19 protein-coding genes are annotated in these 20886 nt (G+C 71.9%); 6 read left to right on the top strand and 13 right to left on the bottom strand.

Translation table 11 applies throughout. The features are described from left to right. Positions 1–52 precede the first annotated feature (52 nt). Positions 53–1555 carry a SulP family inorganic anion transporter gene (locus tag IE226_RS09770; RefSeq protein ID WP_190080681.1) on the bottom strand — a complete coding sequence of 501 codons (1503 nt, stop codon included), beginning with the start codon at positions 1553–1555 and terminating at the stop codon, positions 53–55. A 120-nt stretch (positions 1556–1675) separates the two neighbouring features. Beyond that, complete coding sequence (locus tag IE226_RS09765) at positions 1676–2050, bottom strand: hypothetical protein (protein ID WP_190080680.1); 375 nt, start codon at positions 2048–2050, stop codon at positions 1676–1678. Between the two features lie 433 nt (positions 2051–2483). On the opposite strand from IE226_RS09765, the gene IE226_RS09760 reads away from it, so the two are divergent. Continuing rightward, entirely contained in the window at positions 2484–3500 is a 1017-nt protein-coding gene (locus IE226_RS09760) for an alpha/beta fold hydrolase (RefSeq protein WP_190080679.1), read from the top strand. A gap of 48 nt (positions 3501–3548) precedes the next feature. Here the strand turns inward: IE226_RS09760 and IE226_RS09755 are convergent, their stop codons facing one another. From IE226_RS09755 to IE226_RS09720, 8 genes are all read right to left on the bottom strand, one after another. Continuing rightward, complete coding sequence (locus tag IE226_RS09755; protein WP_190080678.1) at positions 3549–5315, bottom strand: serine/threonine-protein kinase; 1767 nt, start codon at positions 5313–5315, stop codon at positions 3549–3551. A gap of 74 nt (positions 5316–5389) precedes the next feature. Continuing rightward, positions 5390–6502: a bifunctional 3-oxoadipate enol-lactonase/4-carboxymuconolactone decarboxylase PcaDC gene (pcaDC, locus tag IE226_RS09750; RefSeq protein WP_190080677.1), complete on the bottom strand. Its 1113-nt coding sequence runs from the start codon at positions 6500–6502 to the stop codon at positions 5390–5392. Beyond that, positions 6499–7935, bottom strand: coding sequence for a lyase family protein (locus IE226_RS09745; protein ID WP_190080676.1), 1437 nt, complete (start codon positions 7933–7935; stop codon positions 6499–6501). Before IE226_RS09745 ends, pcaDC begins: the two co-directional genes overlap by 4 nt. Further along, positions 7932–8486 (bottom strand): protocatechuate 3,4-dioxygenase subunit alpha, encoded by a 555-nt coding sequence (gene pcaG / locus IE226_RS09740; RefSeq protein ID WP_190080675.1) that lies wholly within the window; start codon positions 8484–8486, stop codon positions 7932–7934. The genes IE226_RS09745 and pcaG overlap by 4 nt, the downstream gene beginning before the upstream one ends. Then, complete coding sequence (gene pcaH / locus IE226_RS09735) at positions 8486–9256, bottom strand: protocatechuate 3,4-dioxygenase subunit beta (RefSeq protein WP_190080674.1); 771 nt, start codon at positions 9254–9256, stop codon at positions 8486–8488. The genes pcaG and pcaH overlap by 1 nt, the downstream gene beginning before the upstream one ends. An 87-nt stretch (positions 9257–9343) precedes the next feature. Next, positions 9344–10546 (bottom strand): thiolase family protein, encoded by a 1203-nt coding sequence (locus tag IE226_RS09730; protein WP_190080980.1) that lies wholly within the window; start codon positions 10544–10546, stop codon positions 9344–9346. A 2-nt stretch (positions 10547–10548) separates the two neighbouring features. Continuing rightward, positions 10549–11274 (bottom strand): CoA transferase subunit B, encoded by a 726-nt coding sequence (locus IE226_RS09725; RefSeq protein WP_190080673.1) that lies wholly within the window; start codon positions 11272–11274, stop codon positions 10549–10551. Further along, positions 11274–12059, bottom strand: a complete 786-nt coding sequence (locus tag IE226_RS09720) for a CoA transferase subunit A (RefSeq protein ID WP_190080672.1) — start codon at positions 12057–12059, stop codon at positions 11274–11276. Before IE226_RS09720 ends, IE226_RS09725 begins: the two co-directional genes overlap by 1 nt. 189 nt (positions 12060–12248) lie before the next feature. Between IE226_RS09720 and IE226_RS09715 the strand changes: the two genes are divergently transcribed. Continuing rightward, the gene (locus IE226_RS09715) at positions 12249–12716 is read left to right on the top strand and encodes a MarR family winged helix-turn-helix transcriptional regulator (RefSeq protein ID WP_190080671.1); all 468 of its coding nucleotides are present in this window, start codon (positions 12249–12251) and stop codon (positions 12714–12716) included. Between the two features lie 15 nt (positions 12717–12731). Here the strand turns inward: IE226_RS09715 and IE226_RS09710 are convergent, their stop codons facing one another. Both IE226_RS09710 and IE226_RS09705 read right to left on the bottom strand, forming a co-directional pair. Then, the gene (locus IE226_RS09710; RefSeq protein ID WP_190080670.1) at positions 12732–13685 is read right to left on the bottom strand and encodes a DUF3048 domain-containing protein; all 954 of its coding nucleotides are present in this window, start codon (positions 13683–13685) and stop codon (positions 12732–12734) included. Between the two features lie 53 nt (positions 13686–13738). Then, entirely contained in the window at positions 13739–15460 is a 1722-nt protein-coding gene (locus IE226_RS09705; RefSeq protein WP_190080669.1) for a hydroxysqualene dehydroxylase, read from the bottom strand. A gap of 489 nt (positions 15461–15949) precedes the next feature. Here IE226_RS09705 and IE226_RS09700 point away from each other — a divergent pair, with 489 nt between their 5' ends. From IE226_RS09700 to IE226_RS09690, 3 genes are read left to right on the top strand one after another with little or no spacing between them, the layout of a single operon-like run. Beyond that, on the top strand, positions 15950–17014 hold the full coding sequence (locus IE226_RS09700; protein ID WP_190080668.1) for an ABC transporter substrate-binding protein: 1065 nt from the start codon (positions 15950–15952) through the stop codon (positions 17012–17014). Then, complete coding sequence (locus tag IE226_RS09695) at positions 17011–17862, top strand: ABC transporter permease (RefSeq protein WP_190080667.1); 852 nt, start codon at positions 17011–17013, stop codon at positions 17860–17862. The genes IE226_RS09700 and IE226_RS09695 overlap by 4 nt, the downstream gene beginning before the upstream one ends. Further along, a complete protein-coding gene (locus IE226_RS09690) occupies positions 17838–18635 on the top strand; it encodes an ABC transporter ATP-binding protein (RefSeq protein ID WP_190080666.1) in 798 nt (265 codons plus the stop codon). Before IE226_RS09695 ends, IE226_RS09690 begins: the two co-directional genes overlap by 25 nt. Here the strand turns inward: IE226_RS09690 and IE226_RS09685 are convergent. Then, complete coding sequence (locus tag IE226_RS09685; protein ID WP_190080665.1) at positions 18632–19693, bottom strand: ATP-dependent DNA ligase; 1062 nt, start codon at positions 19691–19693, stop codon at positions 18632–18634. The genes IE226_RS09690 and IE226_RS09685 overlap by 4 nt on opposite strands. Before the next feature lie 73 nt (positions 19694–19766). Between IE226_RS09685 and ligD the strand changes: the two genes are divergently transcribed. Then, on the top strand, positions 19767–20780 hold the full coding sequence (ligD, locus tag IE226_RS09680) for a non-homologous end-joining DNA ligase (protein ID WP_190080664.1): 1014 nt from the start codon (positions 19767–19769) through the stop codon (positions 20778–20780). Positions 20781–20886: the final 106 nt, after the last annotated feature.

Genomic DNA, 20886 nt, shown 5'->3' with positions numbered 1-20886 from the left:
GCCGCAGGAGGGCCCCGCTACCGCAAAGAGGCCCCCACCCAGAAGGCCCCCGTCAAACCCCGGTCCTCACCCACACCGGCGCCGTACCCGCCGCGCTGTGCCGCGCAGTCCACGTCTCCAGGGACGTCCGGCAGGCGTGGTCCAGATGTCGTAGTCCCGCGAGGTCGAGTTCGATAGGGCGGTCCCGGGGCAGGGATTCGAGTGCGTCCAGGAGCTTGGGGAGGCAGAGGAACGTGGCGTGGCCCGTCAGGGATACGCGGATCGGGCCCGTCCCCTTGTCGGCGACCTCCACGCGCGCGTGCGGCGTCTCCCAGGCAATCTTCATGACGGCGAGGACAAGGCCGATCAGGACCCCCTCGAACATGTTCACCGAAACGATCGCCACGGCCGTGACGACCAGGACGACGGCCTCGCCGCGGTGCTCGCGCCACAGCTTCGCCAACTGCCGTACGGGGACCAGCTTGCTTCCGGCGTGCACGAGAACGCCCGCGAGGGCCGCGACGGGGATGAGGCCGAGCGCGCCGGGCAGCAGCGCGGCGAACAGGAGCAGCCAGACTCCGTGCAGGACGCGGGACGCCTTCGTGCGTGCGCCCGCCCGCACGTTGGCCGAGCTGCGGACGATGACGGCGGTCATCGGCAGGGCGCCGAGCAGCCCGCTCACCGTGTTGCCCGCGCCCTGCGCGATCAGCTCCTTGTCGTACGAGGTCTGCGGACCGCCGTGCATACGGTCCACCGCCGCCGCGCTGAACAGGCTCTCCGCCGACGCGATCAGGGCGAAGGCGAGGACGGTGCCGATGGCGCCGGGGCTCAGGAGGCCCCCGAACGCGGCGGCGTCCGGAGGCTGTACGGCCGCGACGAGCCCCTGCACGTCGACCGTGGCCACCGGCAGGGAGAAGAGCAGCGAGGCGGCCATGGCGAGCGCCACCGCGGCGAGCGGCGCCGGCACCACGCGGACCTTCGCGGGGAGCCTGCCCCAGAACACGAGCACGGCGATGGTGCCGGCGCCCAGCCCGAAGGCGGTCAGGGCGCGCTCCGAGCCGATGATCCCGGTGAGCATCCCCGGCAGCCCCGCGATCTTTGCGAGGCCGCTCGCCGGCGCCTCGCGGTCGGCCATGGCGTACAACTGCCCGGCGATCAGGAGCAGCCCGATCCCGGCCAGCATGCCCTCCACGACGGCCACGGAGATGGCGCGGAAGAAGCGGCCGAGCCGGAGGGCGCCCATGGCGAGCTGGAGAATCCCGGCGGTGAACACGAGGGCGCCGAGGGCCGCGAGCCCGTACTCCCGTACGGCTTCGTGGACCAGGACGGTCAGTCCCGCGGCGGGACCGCTGACCTGGAGGCTGCTGCCGGGCAGCAGGCCGGTGACGAGCCCCCCGACGATGCCGGTGACCAGGCCGAGTTCGGCGGGCACCCCGGAGGCGACGGCCACGCCGAGACAGAGGGGCAGGGCGACGAGGAAGACGACGACGGAGGCGATGAAATCGGGCCGTGCGCTGTCGCGTGCCCTGAACACGGAGCGGGCGCGGTCGAGTACGGAGGCAGGGAAAGGCTGCATGTCGGTGACTCCTGAGCGCCGTGGGGGCGCATCGGTGTGACGTGGACCGGTGTCCGGGTCCGGCATGGCGTACGCGTCGGGCGGGATGGCCTGACGGAACGGACGTGCCGGAGGAGCCGATCAGCAGCGGAAGACCTGGAGGAGGGCCGGCAGCTCGCGGCCCGCGGGTCTCGTCTCGCGGTGGGCGACGGCAACGGGGCGCCACGCGCGCGTGCCGTCGTCCGGGGCCGTGACCGTGTCCGCGCGCAACTGCGGTGCCGTATCGGGCGCGAGGTCGCGGCAGTGCGGCCGGCCGCGGGTCCGGAAGCGCTCGGAGGTCTCGCCGGGGTGGGTGTCCTCGCCGCACTGCGCGTACGGAGCCGTGGCCGGCGGTGTACGGGACTGCGCGCCGTACGCGGGTTCGCTGACCCCGTACGCGAAGCGCTGGACGACCACCAGAAGCACGGCGATCAGCGTCAGGGGCAGCGCCCGTCCGGGTGCTCCGGCTCCCGTCACAGTGGCAGAGTCCTCACTGGCCGCGTAACTCGATACATCGCATGGTCACCGGGCAACTTAACCGGCCAAACCGGGCAGGATGCGCACGCCCCGCCCGGACAGCCGCCCCCGGACAGCCGTGCGACGGCGGCGCACACCATGAACGCGTCGGAGAACCCGCCGCTTGTCCCGCCGCCGATCCCCGCGGCGGCGACCGTCGAGACCACGGCGACCCCCACCGAGCCGCCCACCGCAGGTCTTCCCGCACTTGGTCTTCGGCTCGTACGGAACGGACATCGGCGACGACCTGACGGAGCGTCTGGTCGTCGCCGATATCGTCATGTCCCTGGGGTTCTACGAGGCCGCATAGTCTCTTTCGCGGTTACGTCCGTATTGCGCCACCCGAAACCCATCCGAAACCACTCATCGGCGCCGTCCGCCTACACTCCGGCCCATGGCGCGGATCCTGCCCTTCCAGCCCAGGCGGCTTCCCACCGGCGACGAGAGCGAGGCCGCCCTGCGGTTCTGCACCGTGCACGGCTACCGGCGGGCGTACCGCATCGCCGGTGAGGGGCCCGCGATTCTGCTGCTCCACGGCATCGGCGACTCGTCGGCGACGTGGTCCCGGCTGATTCCCCAACTCGCCCGCAACCACACGGTCATCGCCCCCGACCTGCTCGGGCACGGCGCATCGGAGAAGCCGCGCGCCGACTACTCGGTGGCCGCGTACGCCAACGGCGTCCGGGATCTGCTCGGCGTCCTCGGCGTCGACCGGGTCACCCTGGTCGGGCACTCGTTCGGCGGCGGCGTCGCGATGCAGTTCGCCTACCAGTTCCCCGAGCGCGTCGACCGGCTCGTCCTGGTGAGCACGGGCGGCGTGGGACCGCAGGTTTCCCCCGTACTGCGGGGTGTCTCGCTGCCCGGTGCCGCGCTGCTGCTCTCGCTGCTCGGACTGCCCGGCGCCGGACTGCCGGTACGGGCGGTCGTCGCGCTGCTCCGGCTGCTCGACACCAGCCTGGGGCAGGACGCGCCCGAACTCATGGGCTTGGTCGACGCGCTGCCCGACGTATGGGCGCGGGCCGCGTTCATCCGCACGCTGCGGTCCGTCGTCGACTGGCGCGGCCAGGTGGTCACCATGCTGGACCGCTGCTACCTCGCCCAGGGCATGCCCACGCTCCTCGTCTGGGGCGACCGGGACGGCGTCCTGCCGGTGGACCACGCGTTCACCGCGCACGAGGCGATGCCCGACAGCCGCCTCGAAATCTTCGAGGGCGCCGGGCACTTCCCTTTTCACGCCGACCCGGCGCGCTTCCTCTCGCTCGTGGAGGAATTCATCGGCGCGACGGAACCGGCCAATTGGAGCATCGACCAGTGGTGGCGTCTGTTAAGGGCGGGCCGGCCGGGCGACGACCCGTTCGTCGACGCGATGGAGCGGCGGTTCCGCGAGGCGAGCGAGCGAAGCGCCACCTAGGTGCGGGCGGGGCCGGGCACCCGGTCGCCGGACCCCGCCGGCGTCCGGCTAGCGCGCCCGCCAGACCGTCATGTCCGCGGTCAGGAAGCCGACCCCGTCCTGCGGCATCGCGGTCGACTTCACCTGGACCACGAGCAGCGCGATGTCGCCCGCGGGGTTGCGCACGCAGATCTCGCTGCCGGCCGCCACCGCGGCCAGCGGCAGGTCGTGGCTGTCGGCGCCCTCGAGGAGGGTGCGGCAGGAATCGAAGGTGGCTCCCGGCTTGCCGAACAGCGGGGTGATCAGGCTCTTGTCGCTCTCCAGCGAGCAGCTGTCCTGGCCGCACGTGAAGCGGATGTCGCCCTTGCGATCCTTGCGGTTGACCGGCTCTCGCAGGCTCACCGAGTTCTTCTCGTCGAACCATTGCTGGGGGTACGCGACGGCCTGCGGCTTCGTGGACGCGCTCGACGAGTCGTCGGAGGAGCTTCCGGAGGTGCCGTCGGAGGATTCGTCCGAGGAGGAGCGCGATCCGTCCGCCGCCCGGCCGCCCTTGTCGCCGGAGCCTGAACTCCCGCCGCCGGACGAGGAGTTCTCGCCCTCTCCGGAAGTCCCCCCGGACGCGGAGCCAGACGTCGACGACCGGTCGGACGACCCGGAACCGGACTCCGAGGACGCGCCCTGCTTGCGCAGTACGTCCGTCGCGTCCACGACCGTCCACGTCATGCCCGCGAGCAGCAGCGCGCCCGCCGTCACGCCGGCCGTGATGAACGCGTTGCGTCTTCGGCGGGCCCGCCGCTTGTCCGACTCCGTCGGGAGCGTCGGCTGCGGCGGCGCGAACAGCAGAGGCGCGGACAGCGGCGGTGCTGACAGCGGCGGCGCGTACGGCGACGGTGGGGCCATCGGCTGCGTGTGCGGCCGGGTCGGGTGGGGGACCGGCGCCGGGACCCGCACCTCCGGGCCGGTTATCTGACGCCAGACGGCGGGCCCCGCGCCCGCGGCGGTGTCCCCGCCGAGCCGCTTCCCGCACCAGTCGACGATCTCCGCCAGGGTCGCCCGCTGTGCCGGATCGGCGGCCAGGCAGCGGGCGAACAGCGGGCGGAGCTGCGCCGGCAGCAGCGAGAGATCGGGCTCCGAGTGCACGATCCGGTACAGCACGCTCACCGAGGGGCCGTCCCCGTACAGCGGCTCGCCCAGCGCGGCGAACGCCGCCGTCTGGCCGAGCGCGAAGACGTCGGTGGCTGCTGTGACCTCGCCCACGGATGCCTGCTCGGGGGCCATGAACTGGGGCGTTCCCGCGGCGGTGCCCGTCACCGTGTGCGGCGATGTGGCACTTGAGGTCAACGAGATGCCGAAGTCGATGACGCGCGGTCCGTCGGAGGCGAGGAGCACGTTCGACGGCTTCAGGTCCCGGTGCACGATGCCCGCACCGTGGATCGCTTGCAGCGCCTCGGCGACGCCCGCCATCAGCCACAGCACCGCGGGCACCGGCAGCGGACCGCTCCGGGCGACGGCGTCCGAGAGGGAGGGGCCGGGCACGTACAGGGTGGCAAGCCAGGGCGGTACACCGTCCGCGTCGGCGTCGATCAGCTCGGCCGTGTAGGCGCCGCGGACCCGCTGGGCCGCCTTGATCTCCCGGCTGAACCGCCGCCGGAAGGCTGGATCGTCGGCCAGCTCGGGTCGCACCACCTTGATCGCGACCGGCCGGCCGCCCTGCGTGTGCGAGAGATAGACCCGGCCCATGCCTCCCGCGCCGATCCGGGCGGCGAGGCGGTAACCGGCCACCATGGGCGGATCGTCCGCCTGCAACGGCTGGAACACCTCAGACGCGTGATTCATCGGCTTTCGTCCCCCCTGCTCCCCTGATCCCCTTGCCCCCTGATCAGCAGCAGCCTAAACGGTGCCCGTGACAGCTACTCCTCGGCGAGCACCCGCTGCGCCACAGCGAACGCCGAATTGGCCGCGGGAACGCCGCAGTAGACCGCCGTCTGGAGCAGCACCGCGCCGATCTCCTCCGGGGTGAGGCCATTGCGGCGGGCCGCCCGGACGTGCATGACCAGCTCGTCGTAGTGGCCGTGCGCGACGAGGGCGGTCATCGTGATCATGCTGCGTTCGCGGTGCGCGAGGGTCGGGTCGGTCCAGATCTCGCCCCAGGCATAGCGCGAGATGAAGTCCTGGAAGCGGGCCGTGAAGGGCGTGGTGTTCCCCTGCGCGCGGTCCACGTGCGCGTCGCCAAGGACCGCGCGCCGTACGGCCATCCCGCTCGCGGCCGCCCCCGTCAGATGCGTGCGCAGCGCGGCGGTCACGGCCTCAGGTCGCTCCGCCGGGGCCAGATGGGAGGCGCCCGCGAGTTCGGTGAGGGAGGCGCCGGGCACCGCGTCGGCGATCTCGCGGGCGTGGGCGGGCGGCGTCGCCGGGTCCTCGCGGCCCGCGACGACGAGCGTCGGCGCGGTGATCGTCGCGAGGGCGTCCCTGATGTCGTACGCCGCCAGCGCGTCGCAGCACGCGGCGTACGCGCCGGGATCGGTGTTCCGGTGGTCGTCCACCAGTCGCGGGACGGTGAAACCGGACGTGAACCAGCGGTCGGGCGCGCTCTCCGCCAGGGTGGCGAGGCCTTCGCGGCGCACGAGCGCGGCGCGCTCCTCCCAGCGGGCGCTGCCGCCGAAGTGTGCCGACGAGCAGATCACGGCGAGGCTCTCCACCCGCTCCGGATGGTGCGCGGCCAGGTGCAGGCCGACGGCGCCGCCGAGGGATACGCCGGCGTAGGCGAAGCGGTCGATGCCCAGGGAGTCGGCGAGCGCGAGGACGAGTGCGGCCAGGTCGGCGACGGTCGCCCCGGGGGCGATCAGATCGGCGGGGGACTTGCCGTGACCGGGCAGGTCCCACCGTACGACCCGGTGGGTGGCGGCGAGTTCGGGTGCCACCGCGTCCCACAGGGCGGTGGAGGTGCCGACCGAGGAGCCGAGAAGGAGAGCGGGCGCGGCCGGTGCGCCCTCGGTGGTGTGGTGCGGCAGCTTGGCGGTCATCGTCGCTCCAGGGCTCGGTCCGTGAGGGTTCCGGCGGAGCCGGTGTATCGGGCGGGGTCGGTGAGTTCGGTGAGGTCGAGGGCCGCGAGGCCGGGCTCCTCGGCGAGGACTTCCGCGAGGGAGCGGCCCTCGTCGCGGGTGCGGCGGGCCGCCGTGGTGAGCAGTTCCTTCGCGCGGGCCCGGCCCAGGAGCGGGGTCAGCTCGGCCGTGAGCCGTTCGGAGACGATCAACCCGTGGGTGAGGCCGAGGTGTTCGAGCATCGCCTCCGGGCGGACCCGGAGATCCCCGGCGAGCTCCGCCGCGTGGTGGCTCGCGCCGCCCGCGATGCGCAGGAGGTCGCGCAGGGCCTCCCACTCGGCGTGCCAGGCGCCCGCCGGGCGTTCGTCCTCGGCGACCATCGACGCGTGGAGCGTCGCCGCGAGGGCCGGGGCGCGGCGGGCGGCGGCCACGACCAGGGTGGATCGGACGGGGTTCGCCTTGTGCGGCATGGCGGACGAGCCGCCCCCCGCACCCTCGACGAGCTCGGCGATCTCGGTGCGGCTCAGGGTGAGGACATCCACGGCCACCTTGCCGAGCGCCCCGGCGGTGAAGGCGAGAGCGGCGGCGAGGTCGGCGATGGGGGTACGAAGGGTGTGCCAGGGGAGGACAGGCGCGACAAGGCCAAGCTCGCGGGCATAGGCAGACACGAGCCTGTCCCCGAGCATGCCGTCGGAGCCGTCGGAGCCGTCGGAGCCGTCGGAGCCGTCGGAGCCGTCGGAGCCGTCGGAGCCGTCGGAGCCGTCGGAGCCGTCGGAGCCGTCGGAGGGGTGCGCCCGGTACGCCCCGAAAGCCGCCAACGTGCCCGCCGCTCCCCCCAGTTGAGCCGGGAGCGTCTCATGTACCCGCCGTACCCTGTCCCGCGCGTCGAGCACCACGGACCGCCAGCCCGCCGCCTTGAGGCCGAACGTCGTCGGGACCGCGTGCTGGGTCAGGGTACGGCCCGGCATCGCCGTGTCGCGGTGTTCCGCCGCGAGGCGGGCGAGTGCTGACTCCGTGCGGGTCAGGTCCGCGAGGATCAGGTCCAGCGTGCGCCGGGCGACCAGCATCATCGCCGTGTCCATGATGTCCTGGCTGGTGGCGCCCCGATGGACGTACGGCGCCGCGTCCGCGGACACCGCGGCCGTGAGGTCCGCGACCAGCGGGATCACCGGATTGCCGCCGGCCCGCGCGCGCAGGGCGAGATCGCGTACGTCGAAGCGATCGGCGTCGGCAGCGGCGGAGACGGCCGCTGCCGCCGCTGCCGGGGCCAGGCCCACCGCCGCCTGAGCCCGTGTCAGCGCCGACTCCGCGTCCAGCATCGCCCGCAGGAACGCGGTGTCGCCCGTCGCCGCCTCGGCCGGTGAGCCCGCTCGCCCGGGGGAGAGCAGGCCCGCGTCCGTAACTTCACCACTCACTTGAACTCCAGGAACACCGTTTCGCCCTCGCCCTGAAGGCGGATGTCGAAACGGTACGTGCGGTCCGCCTCGGGGCGGGTGACGAGCGTCGCGCGCCGCGCCGGGTCGAGGGCGCCGAGGAGCGCGTCGCCCGGCTCGTCGACCAGGTAGGCCCGGGTGTACAGGTGGTGGAGCAGGCCGCGCGCGAACACGGCCACCGCGATGTACGAGACGCCGCCCGGCGGCAGCGTACGCACCGCCCAGTGGCCGTCCGCGTCGGTCGGGACACGCCCGAAGCCGGTGAACGCGACTCCGTCACGGCCGATGACCTCGCCCGTCACGGGATCGTGCCGCAGCGAACCCGGCGCCCCCGCGCGGGAGCCGTCGGGCGCGGGCTGCCAGGTCTCGACGAGGGCGTCGGGCACGGGGTTTCCCGCGCCGTCGTACACGTACCCGTGCAGGGTGATCGTGTCCGGATGGCCGGCCGGGGCGACCTCGCCGCCCCGCGGGAAGGGCAGCGCGTAGCCGTAGAACGGGCCGACGGTCTGGGAGGGGGTGGGAGCGTACGACATCAGAGCTGGTCGCCTTCCTCGAAGAGCGTCGCGGACGGGCCGTCGAGCACGATGTCCCAGCGGTAGCCGAGCGACCACTCGGGGGCGGAGAGATCGTGGTCGTAGGCGCAGACGAGGCGCTGACGCGCCGACTCGTCGGTGACCGAGCGCAGGACGGGGTCGTAGGCGAACAGCGGGTCGCCGGGGAAGTACATCTGCGTCACCAGGCGCTGTGTGAACGCCGTGCCGAAGAGCGAGAAGTGGATGTGCGCGGGACGCCAGGCGTTGACGTGGTTGCGCCACGGGTACGCGCCCGGCTTGATCGTCGTGAAGGAGTATCCGCCTTCGTCGTCGGTCAGGCAGCGGCCGAAGCCCGTGAAGTTCGGGTCGAGCGGCGCCGGGTGCTGGTCCAGCTGGTGGGCGTACCTGCCGGACGCGTTGGCCTGCCACAGCTCGACCAACTGCCCGCGCACGGGCCGCCCTTCGCGGTCGAGGACACGGCCGGACACGGTGATCCGCTCGCCGAGCGGCTCGCCGATGTGCTGGCGGGTCAGGTCGCGGTCGAGGGCCGTGACGTCGGTGACGCCGAACGCCGGACCGCTCAGCTCCACCGCCTCCGGGTCGCTCAGCGGGATCAGCGGTTGCCGGGGGAAACGGAAGTGACTGCTGCGGTACGGGGGATAGTCACGCGGCGGGTGATCGGACGGGGCGGCCGAGGCCTGCGCCTTGGCGACCTCCGTGTCTATCTCCTGCTGGCTCAGCCCGTCGGGCAGGGGTTCGGTGAGGGGCATGTCTCTCGGCTCCGTGAGTACGGTGTGCTGCGGGGGAAGAGGTGGTGATGGGCGACGGTTCGAGCGCGACGTGCCAAGCGCCACGCGTCAGCGTTCGAGCACCAGGGCCAGGCCCTGGCCGACGCCGATGCAGAGGGTGGCGACGCCCGTGCCCGAACCGCGCCGGGCGAGCTGGTGGGCGACGGTTCCGGCGAGTCGCGCGCCGGACGCGCCGAGCGGGTGCCCGATCGCGATGGCGCCGCCCTGCGGGTTCAGGACGTCCGGGTCGAGGTCGGGCCATTCGGCCACGCATCCCAGCACCTGCGCCGCGAAAGCCTCGTTCAGCTCCATCGTGCTCAGGTCGCCGTAGGACCTGCCGGCCTTGGCGAGGGCGCGGTTGACGGCCTCGACCGGCGCGAGCCCGAAGTAGTGCGGCTCGATCGCGGACACGGCGGACGCCGAGACGCGGGCCAGCGGCTCGCGACCGGTCGCGCGCAGCCCCTCCTCGTCGACCAGGAGCAGTGCGGCGGCCCCGTCGTTGAGCGGCGAGGCGTTGCCCGGCGTGACCGATCCGTCGACGACGCGGAAGGACGGCTTGAGCTTGGCCATCGCTTCGAGCGACGCGTCGGCGCGCACGGACTCGTCGCGCTCGAAGCTGACGGGATCGCCCTTGCGCCGCGGGACGGCGACCGGCGCCACCTCCGCGTCGAACAGGCCGTCCTGCCAGGCCTGCGCCGCCTTGCGGTGCGAGGCGAGTGCGTACGCGTCCTGCTGCTCACGCGTGATCCCGTGCTTGTCGGCGATGAGTTCGGCGCTCTCGCCCAGCGGGACCGTCCACTGCGGCTCCATCCTCGGGTTGACCATGCGCCAGCCCAGAGTGGTGGAGTACAGCTCGGTGTGCCCGGCGGGGAAGGGGCGGTCGCTCTTCGGCAGGACGTAGGGGGCGCGGGTCATCGACTCGACCCCGCCGGCCAGGGCGATGGAGACGTCGCCGAGCGCGATGGCCCGCGCCGCCTGGATGACGGCTTCGAGCCCGGAGGCGCAGAGCCGGTTGACGGTCACGCCCGGCACCGTCACGGGGAGACCGGCGAGCAGGGCGGCCATGCGGCCGACGTTGCGGTTCTCCTCACCGGCGCCGTTGGCGTTGCCGAAGTAGACGTCGCCGATCCGGGACGGGTCCAGGTCCGGTGTGCGGGCGAGCAGTTCGCGGATGGCGTGGGCGCCGAGGTCGTCCGGGCGGACGCCCGCGAGCGCGCCGTTGTACTTGCCGACGGGGGTGCGTACGGCGTCGACGATGTAGACGTCACGCAGGCTCATGAGGAGGCTCCTCCAGGGGCGGCGTCGGAGGCGGGGACTGAGGCGGAAGCGGAGACGGAAACGGAGTCGACCGCGGAGACGGAGACCGCTTCGGGTACGCGCACCTGTGCGGCGGTCCTGGCGATGACCTCGTCCGCGCCGACGCCGGGAGCCAACTCGACCAGTTCCAGGCCGGTTTCGGTGACGTCCAGGACGCAGAGGTCCGTGATGATCCGGTTCACGCAGGCCCGGCCCGTCAGCGGCAGCGCGCACTCGTCGAGGATCTTGGGGGAGCCGTCCTTGGCGGTGTGGGTCATCGCCACGATCACCGTGCGCGCCCCGTGCACCAGGTCCATGGCCCCGCCGATCCCCGTGATCATCTTGCCCGGGATCGCCCAGTTGGCCAGGTCCCCGCGCGCGGAGACCTGCATCGCGCCGAGCACCGCGACATCGATGTGCCCGCCGCGGATCATCCCGAAGGACAGCGCGGAGTCGAAGTAGGAGGCGCCGGCCAGGACGGTGACCGTCTCCTTGCCCGCGTTGATCAAGTCCGGGTCCACCTCGGCTTCCGTGGGGTACGGGCCCACGCCGAGGATGCCGTTCTCGGACTCCAGGACCACCTCGACGCCCTCGGGGAGGTAGTTGGGGATCAGTGTGGGCAGTCCGATGCCCAGGTTCACGTACTGGCCGTCGCGCAGCTCGCGGGCGGCGCGTGCGGCCATCTGCTCCCGGGTCCAGGCCATCAGCCGCTCACCGTCCCCTGTCCGGCGGCCGCCGCGGAGACCGTGCGCCGCTCGATTCCCTTGTCCGCCGCCTGCTCCGGGGTCAGCTCGACGACCCGCTGGACGTAGATCCCCGGCAGGTGCACCGCGTCGGGGTCGATCTCGCCCGGCTCCACGAGCTCCTCCACCTCGGCGATCGTGACCCGGCCCGCCATCGCGGCGAGCGGGTTGAAGTTGCGGGAGGACTTGTTGAAGACGAGGTTCCCGTGCCGGTCGCCCCTGGCGGCCCGTACGAGCGCGAAGTCGGTACGGATGCCGTGCTCCAGGACGTACTCCTCGCCGTCGAACTCGCGCACCTCCTTGGCGGGCGAGGCGAGCGCGACGCCGCCCGAGCCGTCGTAGCGCCACGGAAGGCCGCCGTCGGCGACCTGGGTGCCGACCCCGGCCGGTGTGTAGAACGCGGGGATACCGCATCCTCCGGCCCGCAGCCGCTCGGCGAGCGTGCCCTGCGGGATCATCTCCACCTCCAGCTCACCGCCGAGGTACTGACGGGCGAACTCCTTGTTGGCGCCGATGTACGACCCGGTCACCCGGGCGATGCGGCCCGCCGAGAGCAGTACCGCGAGCCCGGACTCCATCGCCCCGCAGTTGTTGGACACCACCCGCAGGTCCGAGACACCGGTCTCGTGCAATGCCTCGATCAGCACGCCGGGCACGCCGCTGAGACCGAACCCGCCCACCGCGAGCGACGCGCCGTCCGGCACGTCCGCCACCGCGTCGGCGGCCGAGGCCACCACCTTGTCCATCCGTCGAGCCCCATCTCTTCCAGGCCTTCGATGCCCCACCCATTAATCAGGACACTGACTATTTATTCGAGGTTCTTGCGAGGTGGAACTTACGCTGCCACTCGTTCCCCGGGCCGTCAAGGGCGAGTACTGTTCAGTGCACCTACGAAAAATCTGCCGCACTCGGCGGCGAAGGCAGTGGAGGAAATCATGGCCGCGGTGGACCTGACCACCCACCCCGGGCACCTGGCCCGGCGTCTGCAGCAGGCGCACCACCTGCTGTGGAACACGATGGTCTCCGAGGAGATCACCTCGCCCCAGTTCGCCGTCCTGAACACGCTCGTCGCCGAGCCCGGCCTCGACCAGCGCACCGTCGGCGAGCGGGTCGGTCTCGACAGGTCCACCATCGCGGAGGTCATCAGCCGCCTCATCCGCCGCGAGCTGCTCGACAAGGTGCGCGACCCGCAGGACGGCCGCCGGTATCTGCTGCACCTCACGGACGAGGGCAAGCGCACGCACCGCAAGCTGACCGTACGGACGGCCCGGATGAACCAGGTCTTCCTCGGGCCGCTCTCCGCGGCCGAGCAGAGCGTCTTCTTCGACCTGATCCAGCGGGTCTCGGACGCGGCGGAAGGCCTGCGCAATCCCGCGGAGGCCGTCGGCGCGGCGGGCGGCTGACCCGCCCGGCCGGGCTCACGCCTTCGCGTACACCACCCACACCTGCCCCTTCGCGAACGGCAGCCGCTTGCCGCCGTCCGCCGTGGTGAACTCCGTGCCGTCGTCCGGGGACGGACGCTGCCAGCGCGCCTTGTAGGCCCGGCCGTCCCGCAGGACCCGTGCCTCGCCCGAGCCGACGGTCTCGGTGAACGGCGTGATGTTGCCCGAGCGGTCGTGGAAGCGGGACTGGCGCACCTGCACGTACTGCACGACGACCGTCGACGCGGCCAGCGGCTTGCCGTCGGACGTGCGGGACCGCTGACCGTCCATGGACACCAGCCAGCGCTCCTGCCCGGCCGACCAGGTGAAGGTGAACCGCGCCGCGGGGAAGCGGACCGTGCGTTCACGTTCCGGGGTGCCGCCCTTCGGACGGGGGCCGAAGACGAAGCCGGTGCTCTCCAGGCCGCCCCCGCCCGGACGGGCGTCCAGGGCCTTCGGGCGTACGAAGAGGTTGTGCGGTGCCGGCTTGGCGCCGCCGCGGAAGTAGGCGTCGCCCGGCGCCTTGCCAGGCGACAGCGGGCGCAGGGGAGCGTCCGAGATCAGCGGCAGGAGCTTGGACTGCGCCCCGGAGAAGGCGAGAGCCGGATCGTCGAACTGCCTCAGCAGCTCCAGATCGGTCTCCCGCGCACTGCGCACCGGGCCGATGACCGGCGGCAGCCGGCCGGCGTACACCGCCATCAGGCGGCTCAGGCCCGCCTCGACCTGTTCCGCGTACACCACGTCGGCCGCGTCCAGGCCCGTCTGCGGGCGTGCCGGGCCTACGTTGTCGATCTTCACGGCCAGTACGCGTCCGCCGGCGGAGGGCGCCTTGCCGTCCCCTGCGCCGGTGATGGTGCAGCCGGGCGCCAGGCCCAGGACGGCGGCGACGGCCGCCACCGCCGCCACCGTCGTGTGTCGTGTCCGTACCCGTACCCGCGTCCGCGTTCCCATACGGACTCCCTACCCCGTCCGTTCCCCTTCCGCCCCTGCCCTCATCGCGCCCCTCAGCCCAGATCGAGGGCGTTGCGCAGGCCGAGCCGGTAGCGGGTGCGGTCGTGGCGCTTGAGGAGTTCGATCGCGGGAGCACGGAACAACGAGGTCACCTTGCACGGTTCGGCATCCGAACCGGCCCTCTCCAGCAGGGCGTTCACCGCCTGGCGAGCCGAGGTGTTGGCGCCCTCCATCGTTGCGAGGTCGATCGGCACGGCCACGTAGTCGCCCGCGAGATAGAGGTTGGGGATCTTCGTGGCGGCCGACGGGCGGTTGTGGAGGGTGCCGACCGGGTGGATGAGCAGCTCGTCCTCGTTGGTCGGGTTCGGCGTCCCGATGCCGTCGACACCGGGGTCCAGGAACCACGAATGCAGCTTGCCGTCACTCAGGACGACCTTGCCGGTGTCGTTGAGCGCGGCCTTGAGCTGCGCCCACACCTCCTTGGCCACCTCCTCGCGCGTGCACTGCTTGGCCGTCTTGCCGTACAGGATTCCCGGCTTGTCCCACTCGGAGATGTCCACGGAGAGGCACTCGACCGCGACGCCGTCCCCGTACTCCGCCGGGAAGTCGCGGCCCCGCCAGTGGCCCGCCTGCGCGATGCCCGTGAGCGACCAGGGAGAGTCGATGCAGTTGAAGTGTCCCTTCACCAGGGGCGGGCGCTCCGTCAGATAGAACTGGATGCCCGTCATCCAGTCGGTCTCCAACTTGTCGCAGCGCGCCAACTGCGGGTCAGCTCGCTTCAGTTCGGCGCCCCATGTCCTGCGGGCGTGCTCCACCGGCATGGCCTGGACGTAGTGGTCGGCGGTGACGTCGCGGCGCACCCCGTCGGGATCCTCGATGACGGCCTTGGTGATGCGCCCGGCTGCGAAGCCCAGCTGCCGCACGGTCCAGCCGATGCGGAACTCCACGCCCAGGGACTCCAGATGGGTCACCCAGGGGTCGATCCACGCCTCGTTCGTCGGCGCGTCGAGCAGCCGGTCCGGCGGGCCGTCCGCGCCCTGGCCGAGCGCGTTGAACACGAAGGCCTCACCGAGGGTGCCGACGGTGCGGGTGCTCGCCTCCTCCGCCTTGGTGGCGACGATGTTGCGGGTGACGCCTATCGCGAGGATGCGCTGGTAGTCCTCCGACATCCGCGCGGCGCGCACGAACTCCCACCAGGGCGTCGACTCCCAGGTGTCGTCGCGGCGCTCGTCGCAGCTGGTGAGGAAGACCAGGGCGCGGTTCACGAAGTACGCGACCTCGTGCGCGGGCAGGTTGAAGGCGGTGTCCAGGAGTGCGGTGAGCGCGCGTGCGATGTCGTCGAGGGTGAGCTTCTCCGGCTCGCTGCCCGGCCAGGGGATCGGCATCCGGATGTCCTCGCGGCCCGTCCGAGCGAAGGACATCTCGCGCGGCGCCGCGAGGTTGTCCCAGACGCCGTTCGCGTTGCCGGGGAAGGGGATGCGGCGCATCGTGTCGGGGAGGTTGTGGTAGATCCCCGGGATGAACCGGAACCCGTGTTCGCCGGGCAGCGGCCTGCGGTTGCCCTTCGCGCTGTTCGGTACGTCCATGCTGCGGGCCTTGCCGCCGAGCGCCCTGCGCTCGTAGACCGTCACGGCGAAGCCGCGCTCGGCCAGCTCGTGCGCGGCGGTCAGGCCCGCGACGCCGCCTCCCAGCACGGCGACGGACTGCCCGGCCGGGCCCACTCGCACGCGTTCACCGGCCGCCGCCGGCAGCGCTCCCGCTCCGAGGGCCGCCATGCCGCCTGCCGTGGCCGCCCCTGCGACAAACGTCCGCCTCGTACTGCCCGCGGCTCCCGAGTACCCCACGCACCCGCCCCCTTACCGTAAGTAACTCCCGTGTCGGGCGCTGGAGCTTACGTTCACCGCCGATGACCCGGAAGCGGCGCGGGGCCGCGAGCGGGAACATTGGCGTGAATGCGATCGGCGGGGAGCCGCGGCGTGGTGTGTCGTGCGTGTGGCCGGAGTACGAAGGCTGCGTTTCCTGAAAGCCCGGCAATGCGAGATGGCTTGACCCTCTCTTGTAGGCGTGGCTAGTTTCGACGCCATGCGAATATCCCGGCGGTTCAAGCAGCGGCGCGCTGTCGATCTGATGCGCGTCGCCGCCGCTCTGTGTAGCTGACCTTCTCCTGACGCGTTCCGTGTCGTGTCGTGCGACGTCGCCGGGAATTCCTGCTCCGCCGGTCTTCCCGCCCCCTCCTCGAAGGTCCACACTCCGGGAAAGAACCCATGCCCACACATGTACGGGCGGCGCTCGGCGCTGCCCTCATCGCTCCGCTGCTCCTCGCAGGCTGCGCGGGGAACACCTCGTCGACCACGACCGTCGACGCCAAGCAGGTCTCCGCGAAGATCCCGGAGAAAGTGGATCCGGACACCACCCTCACCATCGGGGCACCGGACGCCCGGATCGCCCTGAAACTCTCCGGGCAGCTCGACAAGCTGCCCTTCAAGGTGAAATGGGCCAACATCAGCGGCGGCCCCCAGTGCTCCGAAGCTTTCCGGGCCAATTCCCTCGACGTGTGCTCGGCGGCCGAAATACCGTCCATTCACGCGCATTGGACGGGACTCGACACGAAATTGGTGGCGGCGAAATACCGCAAGGACCCGCTGAATCATCCCGTGTACGAACTCGGCATCGCACCCGGCGCGGACATCGACACGCTGAAGGACCTGCGCGGCAAGAAGATCGCCTACAGCCCGGGGCAGGCGCAGGGCGCCCTCGTCCTGCGCATCCTCGCCAAGGCCGGGCTCACCAAGGACGACGTGCGGCTCGTCGAACTGCCGAGCACCGGCGACGTCTACCCGTCCGCGCTCGGCAACGGCCAGGTCGACGCGGCGCCGCTGGGCGGGGTCAACATCAAGCGCTACCCCGCGAAGTACGGCAAGGACGGTGCGAAGACCATCCAGCACGGGCTGCGTGACGACCCCGCACATCTGTGGGTGCCGACCGAGGCGGTGGAGGACCCGCAGAAGGCCGCGGCCATCCGGGAGTTCGTGAAGTACTGGGCGCGCGCCTCCAAATGGGCCGACACGCACCCCGACGAGTGGATCGCCGGCTGGTACGTCAAGGACCAGGGCCTGACCCGCGAGGACGGCGAGTACCTGGTCAAGGGGGTCGGCCACCCCGACTTCCCGGCCGACTGGACCTCCGCCGTCGCGCGCCAGCAGAAGACCGTCGACCTGCTGGCCAAGGAGACCGGGAAGAAGACCTTCGACGCGGAGCTGCTCTTCGACCGGCGCTACGAGTCGGTCGCCGCCGACGCACTCAAGTCCGGGACGGGGGAGGGGGCATGAGCGCCGAGGCAACCACCTTGACCAAGGCCGCCACCGCCCGTCCCGAGCCTGCGGCGCCCCGCGCGACGCGGCGCCGCAGGCTCGGACCGGGCAGGGCCATTCCGTACGGCCGGGCGATCGGTCCCCTGCTGCTCCTCGCGGTCTGGTCGGCGGGGTCGGCCGCCGGGTTCATCGACGCCCGTAACCTCTCCGCGCCCTGGACCGTGGTGAGCACCGCGGGAGACCTGATCGCCGAGGGGCGGCTCCAGTCGAACCTCGCCACCTCCGCCGAACGCGCCCTCCTGGGGCTGCTGTTCGGCACCGCGGCCGGAGTGCTCCTCGCGATCGCGGCCGGGCTCAGCAGGATCGGCGAGGGCGTCATCGACGGCCCCGTGCAGATCAAACGGGCCATTCCCTCGCTCGCACTGATCCCGCTCCTGATCCTCTGGTTCGGCATCGGCGAGTCGATGAAGGTCATCACCATCGCGCTCGGCGTGTTCGTGCCCGTCTACATCCACACGCACAACGGGCTGCGCACGATCGACGGCCGTTACGCCGAACTGGCCGAGACGGTGGGCCTTTCGCGCACCGGGTTCGTGCGGCACGTCGTCCTGCCGGGAGCACTGCCGGGCTTCCTGCTCGGCATGCGGTTCGCGGTCACCGCGGCGTGGCTCTCGCTCGTCGTGGTCGAGCAGGTCAACGCGACGAGCGGCATCGGCTACATGATGGAGCTCGCCCGCACCTACGGGCAGACCGACATCATCATCGTCGGCCTCGTCGTGTACGGCCTCCTCGGTCTCGTCTCCGACGCACTCGTCCGGCTCGTGGAGAGGAAGACGCTGTCATGGCGACGCACACTGGCGGGCTGACGCACGCGCGCCTCGCGGACGAGGGGCCCGCGGTTCGTATCGAGGGTCTCGTCCGCTCTTTCGGGGACCGGGAAATCCTGGCAGGACTCGAACTGGACATCGCGGCAGGCGAGTTCGTGGCACTCCTCGGCCGCAGCGGATCAGGGAAATCCACACTCCTGCGGGCCCTCGCGGGGCTCGACCACGAGGTCGCGGGCAGCGGGCACCTTTCGGCGCCCGCCGATGTCTCCGTGGTCTTCCAGGATGCCCGGCTGCTGCCCTGGAAGCGGGTCCTGGACAATGTCGTACTGGGCCTGACCGGGCCAGGGGCGCGGGACCGCGGCCGGGCCGCCCTCGACGAGGTGGGCCTCGCGGGCCGCGAGGACGCCTGGCCGGCGGACCTGTCCGGCGGTGAACAGCAGCGGGTCTCGCTCGCCCGCTCCCTGGTGCGCGAACCCCGGCTCCTGCTGGCGGACGAACCGTTCGGCGCTCTCGACGCGCTCACGCGCATCCGGATGCACGCCCTGCTGCGACGCCTCTGCGAGGCACACCGGCCCGCCGTGCTCCTGGTCACCCACGACGTCGACGAGGCGATCGCGCTCGCCGACCGGGTGGTCGTCCTGGACGAGGGGCGCATCGCCGCCGACGTACGGGTGGACCTTCCCGCGCCGCGGGGCCAGGGGACTCAGCGGTACGCGGCACTGCGGGCCGGGCTGCTGCGACAGCTGGGGGTCGATCAGGACGGGGGCGCTCCCGTACGTGCCGATGACGTGGTGACGCCGGTCGGGGGTTAGCGCAGCACGTCCGCCAGGTCGTACCGGACCGGCTCCTCCAGCTGGGCGAACGTGCAGCTGTCCGGAGTGCGGTCCGGTCGCCAGGTGCGAAACCGTGCCGTGTGCCGGAAGCGCTGCCCGTTCTCCATGTGGTCGTACGCCACCTCGCAGACGCGCTCCGGGCGCAGTGGCACCCAGGACATGTCCTTCTTGCCCGACCAGCGGCTCGGCGCGCCCGGCATCCGGGACTCCTCGTGCGCGGCCTCGTCGCCCCAGGCCGCCCAGGGGTGGCCCGCGGCCGACTCCATCAGGAGTGGTGCGAGCTCCTCCACCAGCTCCGCGCGCCGCCGCATGGAGAACGCGGCGCAGACTCCGACGTGCTGCAGGACGCCCCCGTCGTCGTACAGGCCCAGGAGCAGCGAGCCGACGATCGGGCCGCTCTTGTGCAAGCGGTAGCCCGCGACCACGCAGTCCGCCGTGCGCTCGTGCTTGATCTTGAACATGAGGCGTTCGTTCTGCCGGTAGCGCAGGTCGAGCGGTTTGGCGATGACGCCGTCGAGCCCCGCGCCCTCGTACTGCTGGAACCACGTTTGCGCCAGCTCCGCGTCCGTGGTGGCGGGCGCGAGATGTACGGGGGCGCGCACGCCCTCCAGGGCCGCGGTGAGCAGCTTGCGGCGTTCGGTGAGGGGCGTGTCGACGAGAGGGACGTCGGCCAGGGCGAGGAGGTCGAAGGCCACGAAGGAGGCGGGCGTCCGCTCGGCGAGCGTCCGCACGCGCGATGCGGCGGGGTGGATCCGCTCGCTGAGCGCGTCGAAGTCGAGCCGCCCGTTCCGTGCGATGACGACCTCGCCGTCCACGACGCAGCGGGCGGGCAGCCGGTCGAGCAGGGCCGCGGCCAGCTCCGGAAAATACCTGGTCAGCGGCTTGCCCGTGCGGCTGCCGATCTCCAGCTCCGGGCCGTCACGAAAGACGATCGCGCGAAAGCCGTCCCACTTGGCCTCGTACTGCATGCCCGCCGGGATCCTCGCCACGGGTTTGGCGAGCATGGGCTTGACGGGGGGCATCACCGGCAGATCCATGACTCGATTCTGATCCCATACGCTACTCTCTGCCCGGTATGCGCCTCTCGTCCGTTGCGCCTAGCGTGGCCGCATGGGTGGAAAAACGGTCGAGCTCGACGCGGGCGGGCGGGCGGTGCGGCTGTCCAGTCCGGACAAGGTCGTCTTTCCGGAGCGTGGGTTCACCAAGCTGGACGTCGCCCGGTACTTCCTCGCGGTCGGCGACGGGATCGTCCGCGCCCTGCGGGACCGGCCCACGGCGCTGCAGCGCTTCCCGGACGGGGTCGCCGGCGAGTTCTTCTACCAGAAGCGCGTCCCCAAGAATCACCCCGACTGGATCCCCACGGCCACCATCGCCTTCCCCAGCGGCCGCACGGCCGACGAGATGTGCCCCACGGAGATCGCCGCGGTCATCTGGGCGGCGCAGTACAACACGCTGACCTTTCACCCCTGGCCCGTACGGCGTGCCGACCTCGACCATCCCGACGAACTCCGCATCGACCTGGACCCGCAGCCCGGCACGGACTACGCGGACGCGGTGCGGGTCGCGCACGAACTCCGCGCGCTCCTGGACGAGTACGGGATCCAGGGCTGGCCCAAGACGTCCGGCGGGCGCGGCCTGCATGTCTTCGTGCCGATCGAACCGCGGTGGGACTTCACGGGGGTACGGCGGGCGGCGATCGCCTGCGGCCGCGAGCTGGAGCGGCGCATGCCGGACGCGGTCACGACCGCGTGGTGGAAGGAGGAGCGGGGCGAGCGGATCTTCGTCGACTACAACCAGACCGCGCGTGACCGGACCATCGCCTCCGCCTACTCGGTGCGACCCCGGCCGAACGCCTCCGTCTCGGCGCCGCTGCGCTGGGACGAGGTCGACGACGCGGTGCCGGAGGACTTCGACATCGCGACGATGCCGGAGCGGTTCGCCCGGGTCGGCGACGTGCACGCGGACATGGAGGAGCACGCCTTCACCCTGGACCCGCTCCTCGAACTCGCCGCCAGGGACGAACGAGACCACGGCATGGGCGACCTGCCCTACCCACCCGAGTACCCGAAAATGCCGGGCGAGCCGAAGAGGGTGCAACCGAGCCGGGCAAAACACGAGAAGTAAGAGGCCGCCGATCTCCACCGGATCGGGAATCTCCTCGCCCGCGATGCTCCGCAGCAGACCGACGACCGTGCCTCGACCCCGTTGATCAAAAGCATGCCGCACGCCA

It is taken from the genome of Streptomyces longisporoflavus (assembly GCF_014649775.1).
Classification (GTDB): domain Bacteria; phylum Actinomycetota; class Actinomycetes; order Streptomycetales; family Streptomycetaceae; genus Streptomyces; species Streptomyces longisporoflavus.
This window is presented reverse-complemented; position numbering and strand designations above follow the sequence as displayed.

Excerpts from the sequence above, each read along its gene's own strand:
- IE226_RS09770 (WP_190080681.1), bottom strand. The coding sequence starts at position 1,555 with ATGCAGCCTTTCCCTGCCTCCGTACTCGACCGCGCCCGCTCCGTGTTC.
- IE226_RS09760 (WP_190080679.1), top strand. The coding sequence starts at position 2,484 with ATGGCGCGGATCCTGCCCTTCCAGCCCAGGCGGCTTCCCACCGGCGAC.
- IE226_RS09755 (WP_190080678.1), bottom strand. The coding sequence starts at position 5,315 with ATGAATCACGCGTCTGAGGTGTTCCAGCCGTTGCAGGCGGACGATCCG.
- pcaDC (WP_190080677.1), bottom strand. The coding sequence starts at position 6,502 with ATGACCGCCAAGCTGCCGCACCACACCACCGAGGGCGCACCGGCCGCG.
- pcaG (WP_190080675.1), bottom strand. The coding sequence starts at position 8,486 with ATGTCGTACGCTCCCACCCCCTCCCAGACCGTCGGCCCGTTCTACGGC.
- pcaH (WP_190080674.1), bottom strand. The coding sequence starts at position 9,256 with ATGCCCCTCACCGAACCCCTGCCCGACGGGCTGAGCCAGCAGGAGATA.
- IE226_RS09725 (WP_190080673.1), bottom strand. The coding sequence starts at position 11,274 with ATGGCCTGGACCCGGGAGCAGATGGCCGCACGCGCCGCCCGCGAGCTG.
- IE226_RS09720 (WP_190080672.1), bottom strand. The coding sequence starts at position 12,059 with ATGGACAAGGTGGTGGCCTCGGCCGCCGACGCGGTGGCGGACGTGCCG.
- IE226_RS09715 (WP_190080671.1), top strand. The coding sequence starts at position 12,249 with ATGGCCGCGGTGGACCTGACCACCCACCCCGGGCACCTGGCCCGGCGT.
- IE226_RS09710 (WP_190080670.1), bottom strand. The coding sequence starts at position 13,685 with ATGGGAACGCGGACGCGGGTACGGGTACGGACACGACACACGACGGTG.
- IE226_RS09705 (WP_190080669.1), bottom strand. The coding sequence starts at position 15,460 with ATGGCGGCCCTCGGAGCGGGAGCGCTGCCGGCGGCGGCCGGTGAACGC.
- IE226_RS09700 (WP_190080668.1), top strand. The coding sequence starts at position 15,950 with ATGCCCACACATGTACGGGCGGCGCTCGGCGCTGCCCTCATCGCTCCG.
- IE226_RS09695 (WP_190080667.1), top strand. The coding sequence starts at position 17,011 with ATGAGCGCCGAGGCAACCACCTTGACCAAGGCCGCCACCGCCCGTCCC.
- IE226_RS09690 (WP_190080666.1), top strand. The coding sequence starts at position 17,838 with ATGGCGACGCACACTGGCGGGCTGACGCACGCGCGCCTCGCGGACGAG.
- IE226_RS09685 (WP_190080665.1), bottom strand. The coding sequence starts at position 19,693 with ATGGATCTGCCGGTGATGCCCCCCGTCAAGCCCATGCTCGCCAAACCC.
- ligD (WP_190080664.1), top strand. The coding sequence starts at position 19,767 with ATGGGTGGAAAAACGGTCGAGCTCGACGCGGGCGGGCGGGCGGTGCGG.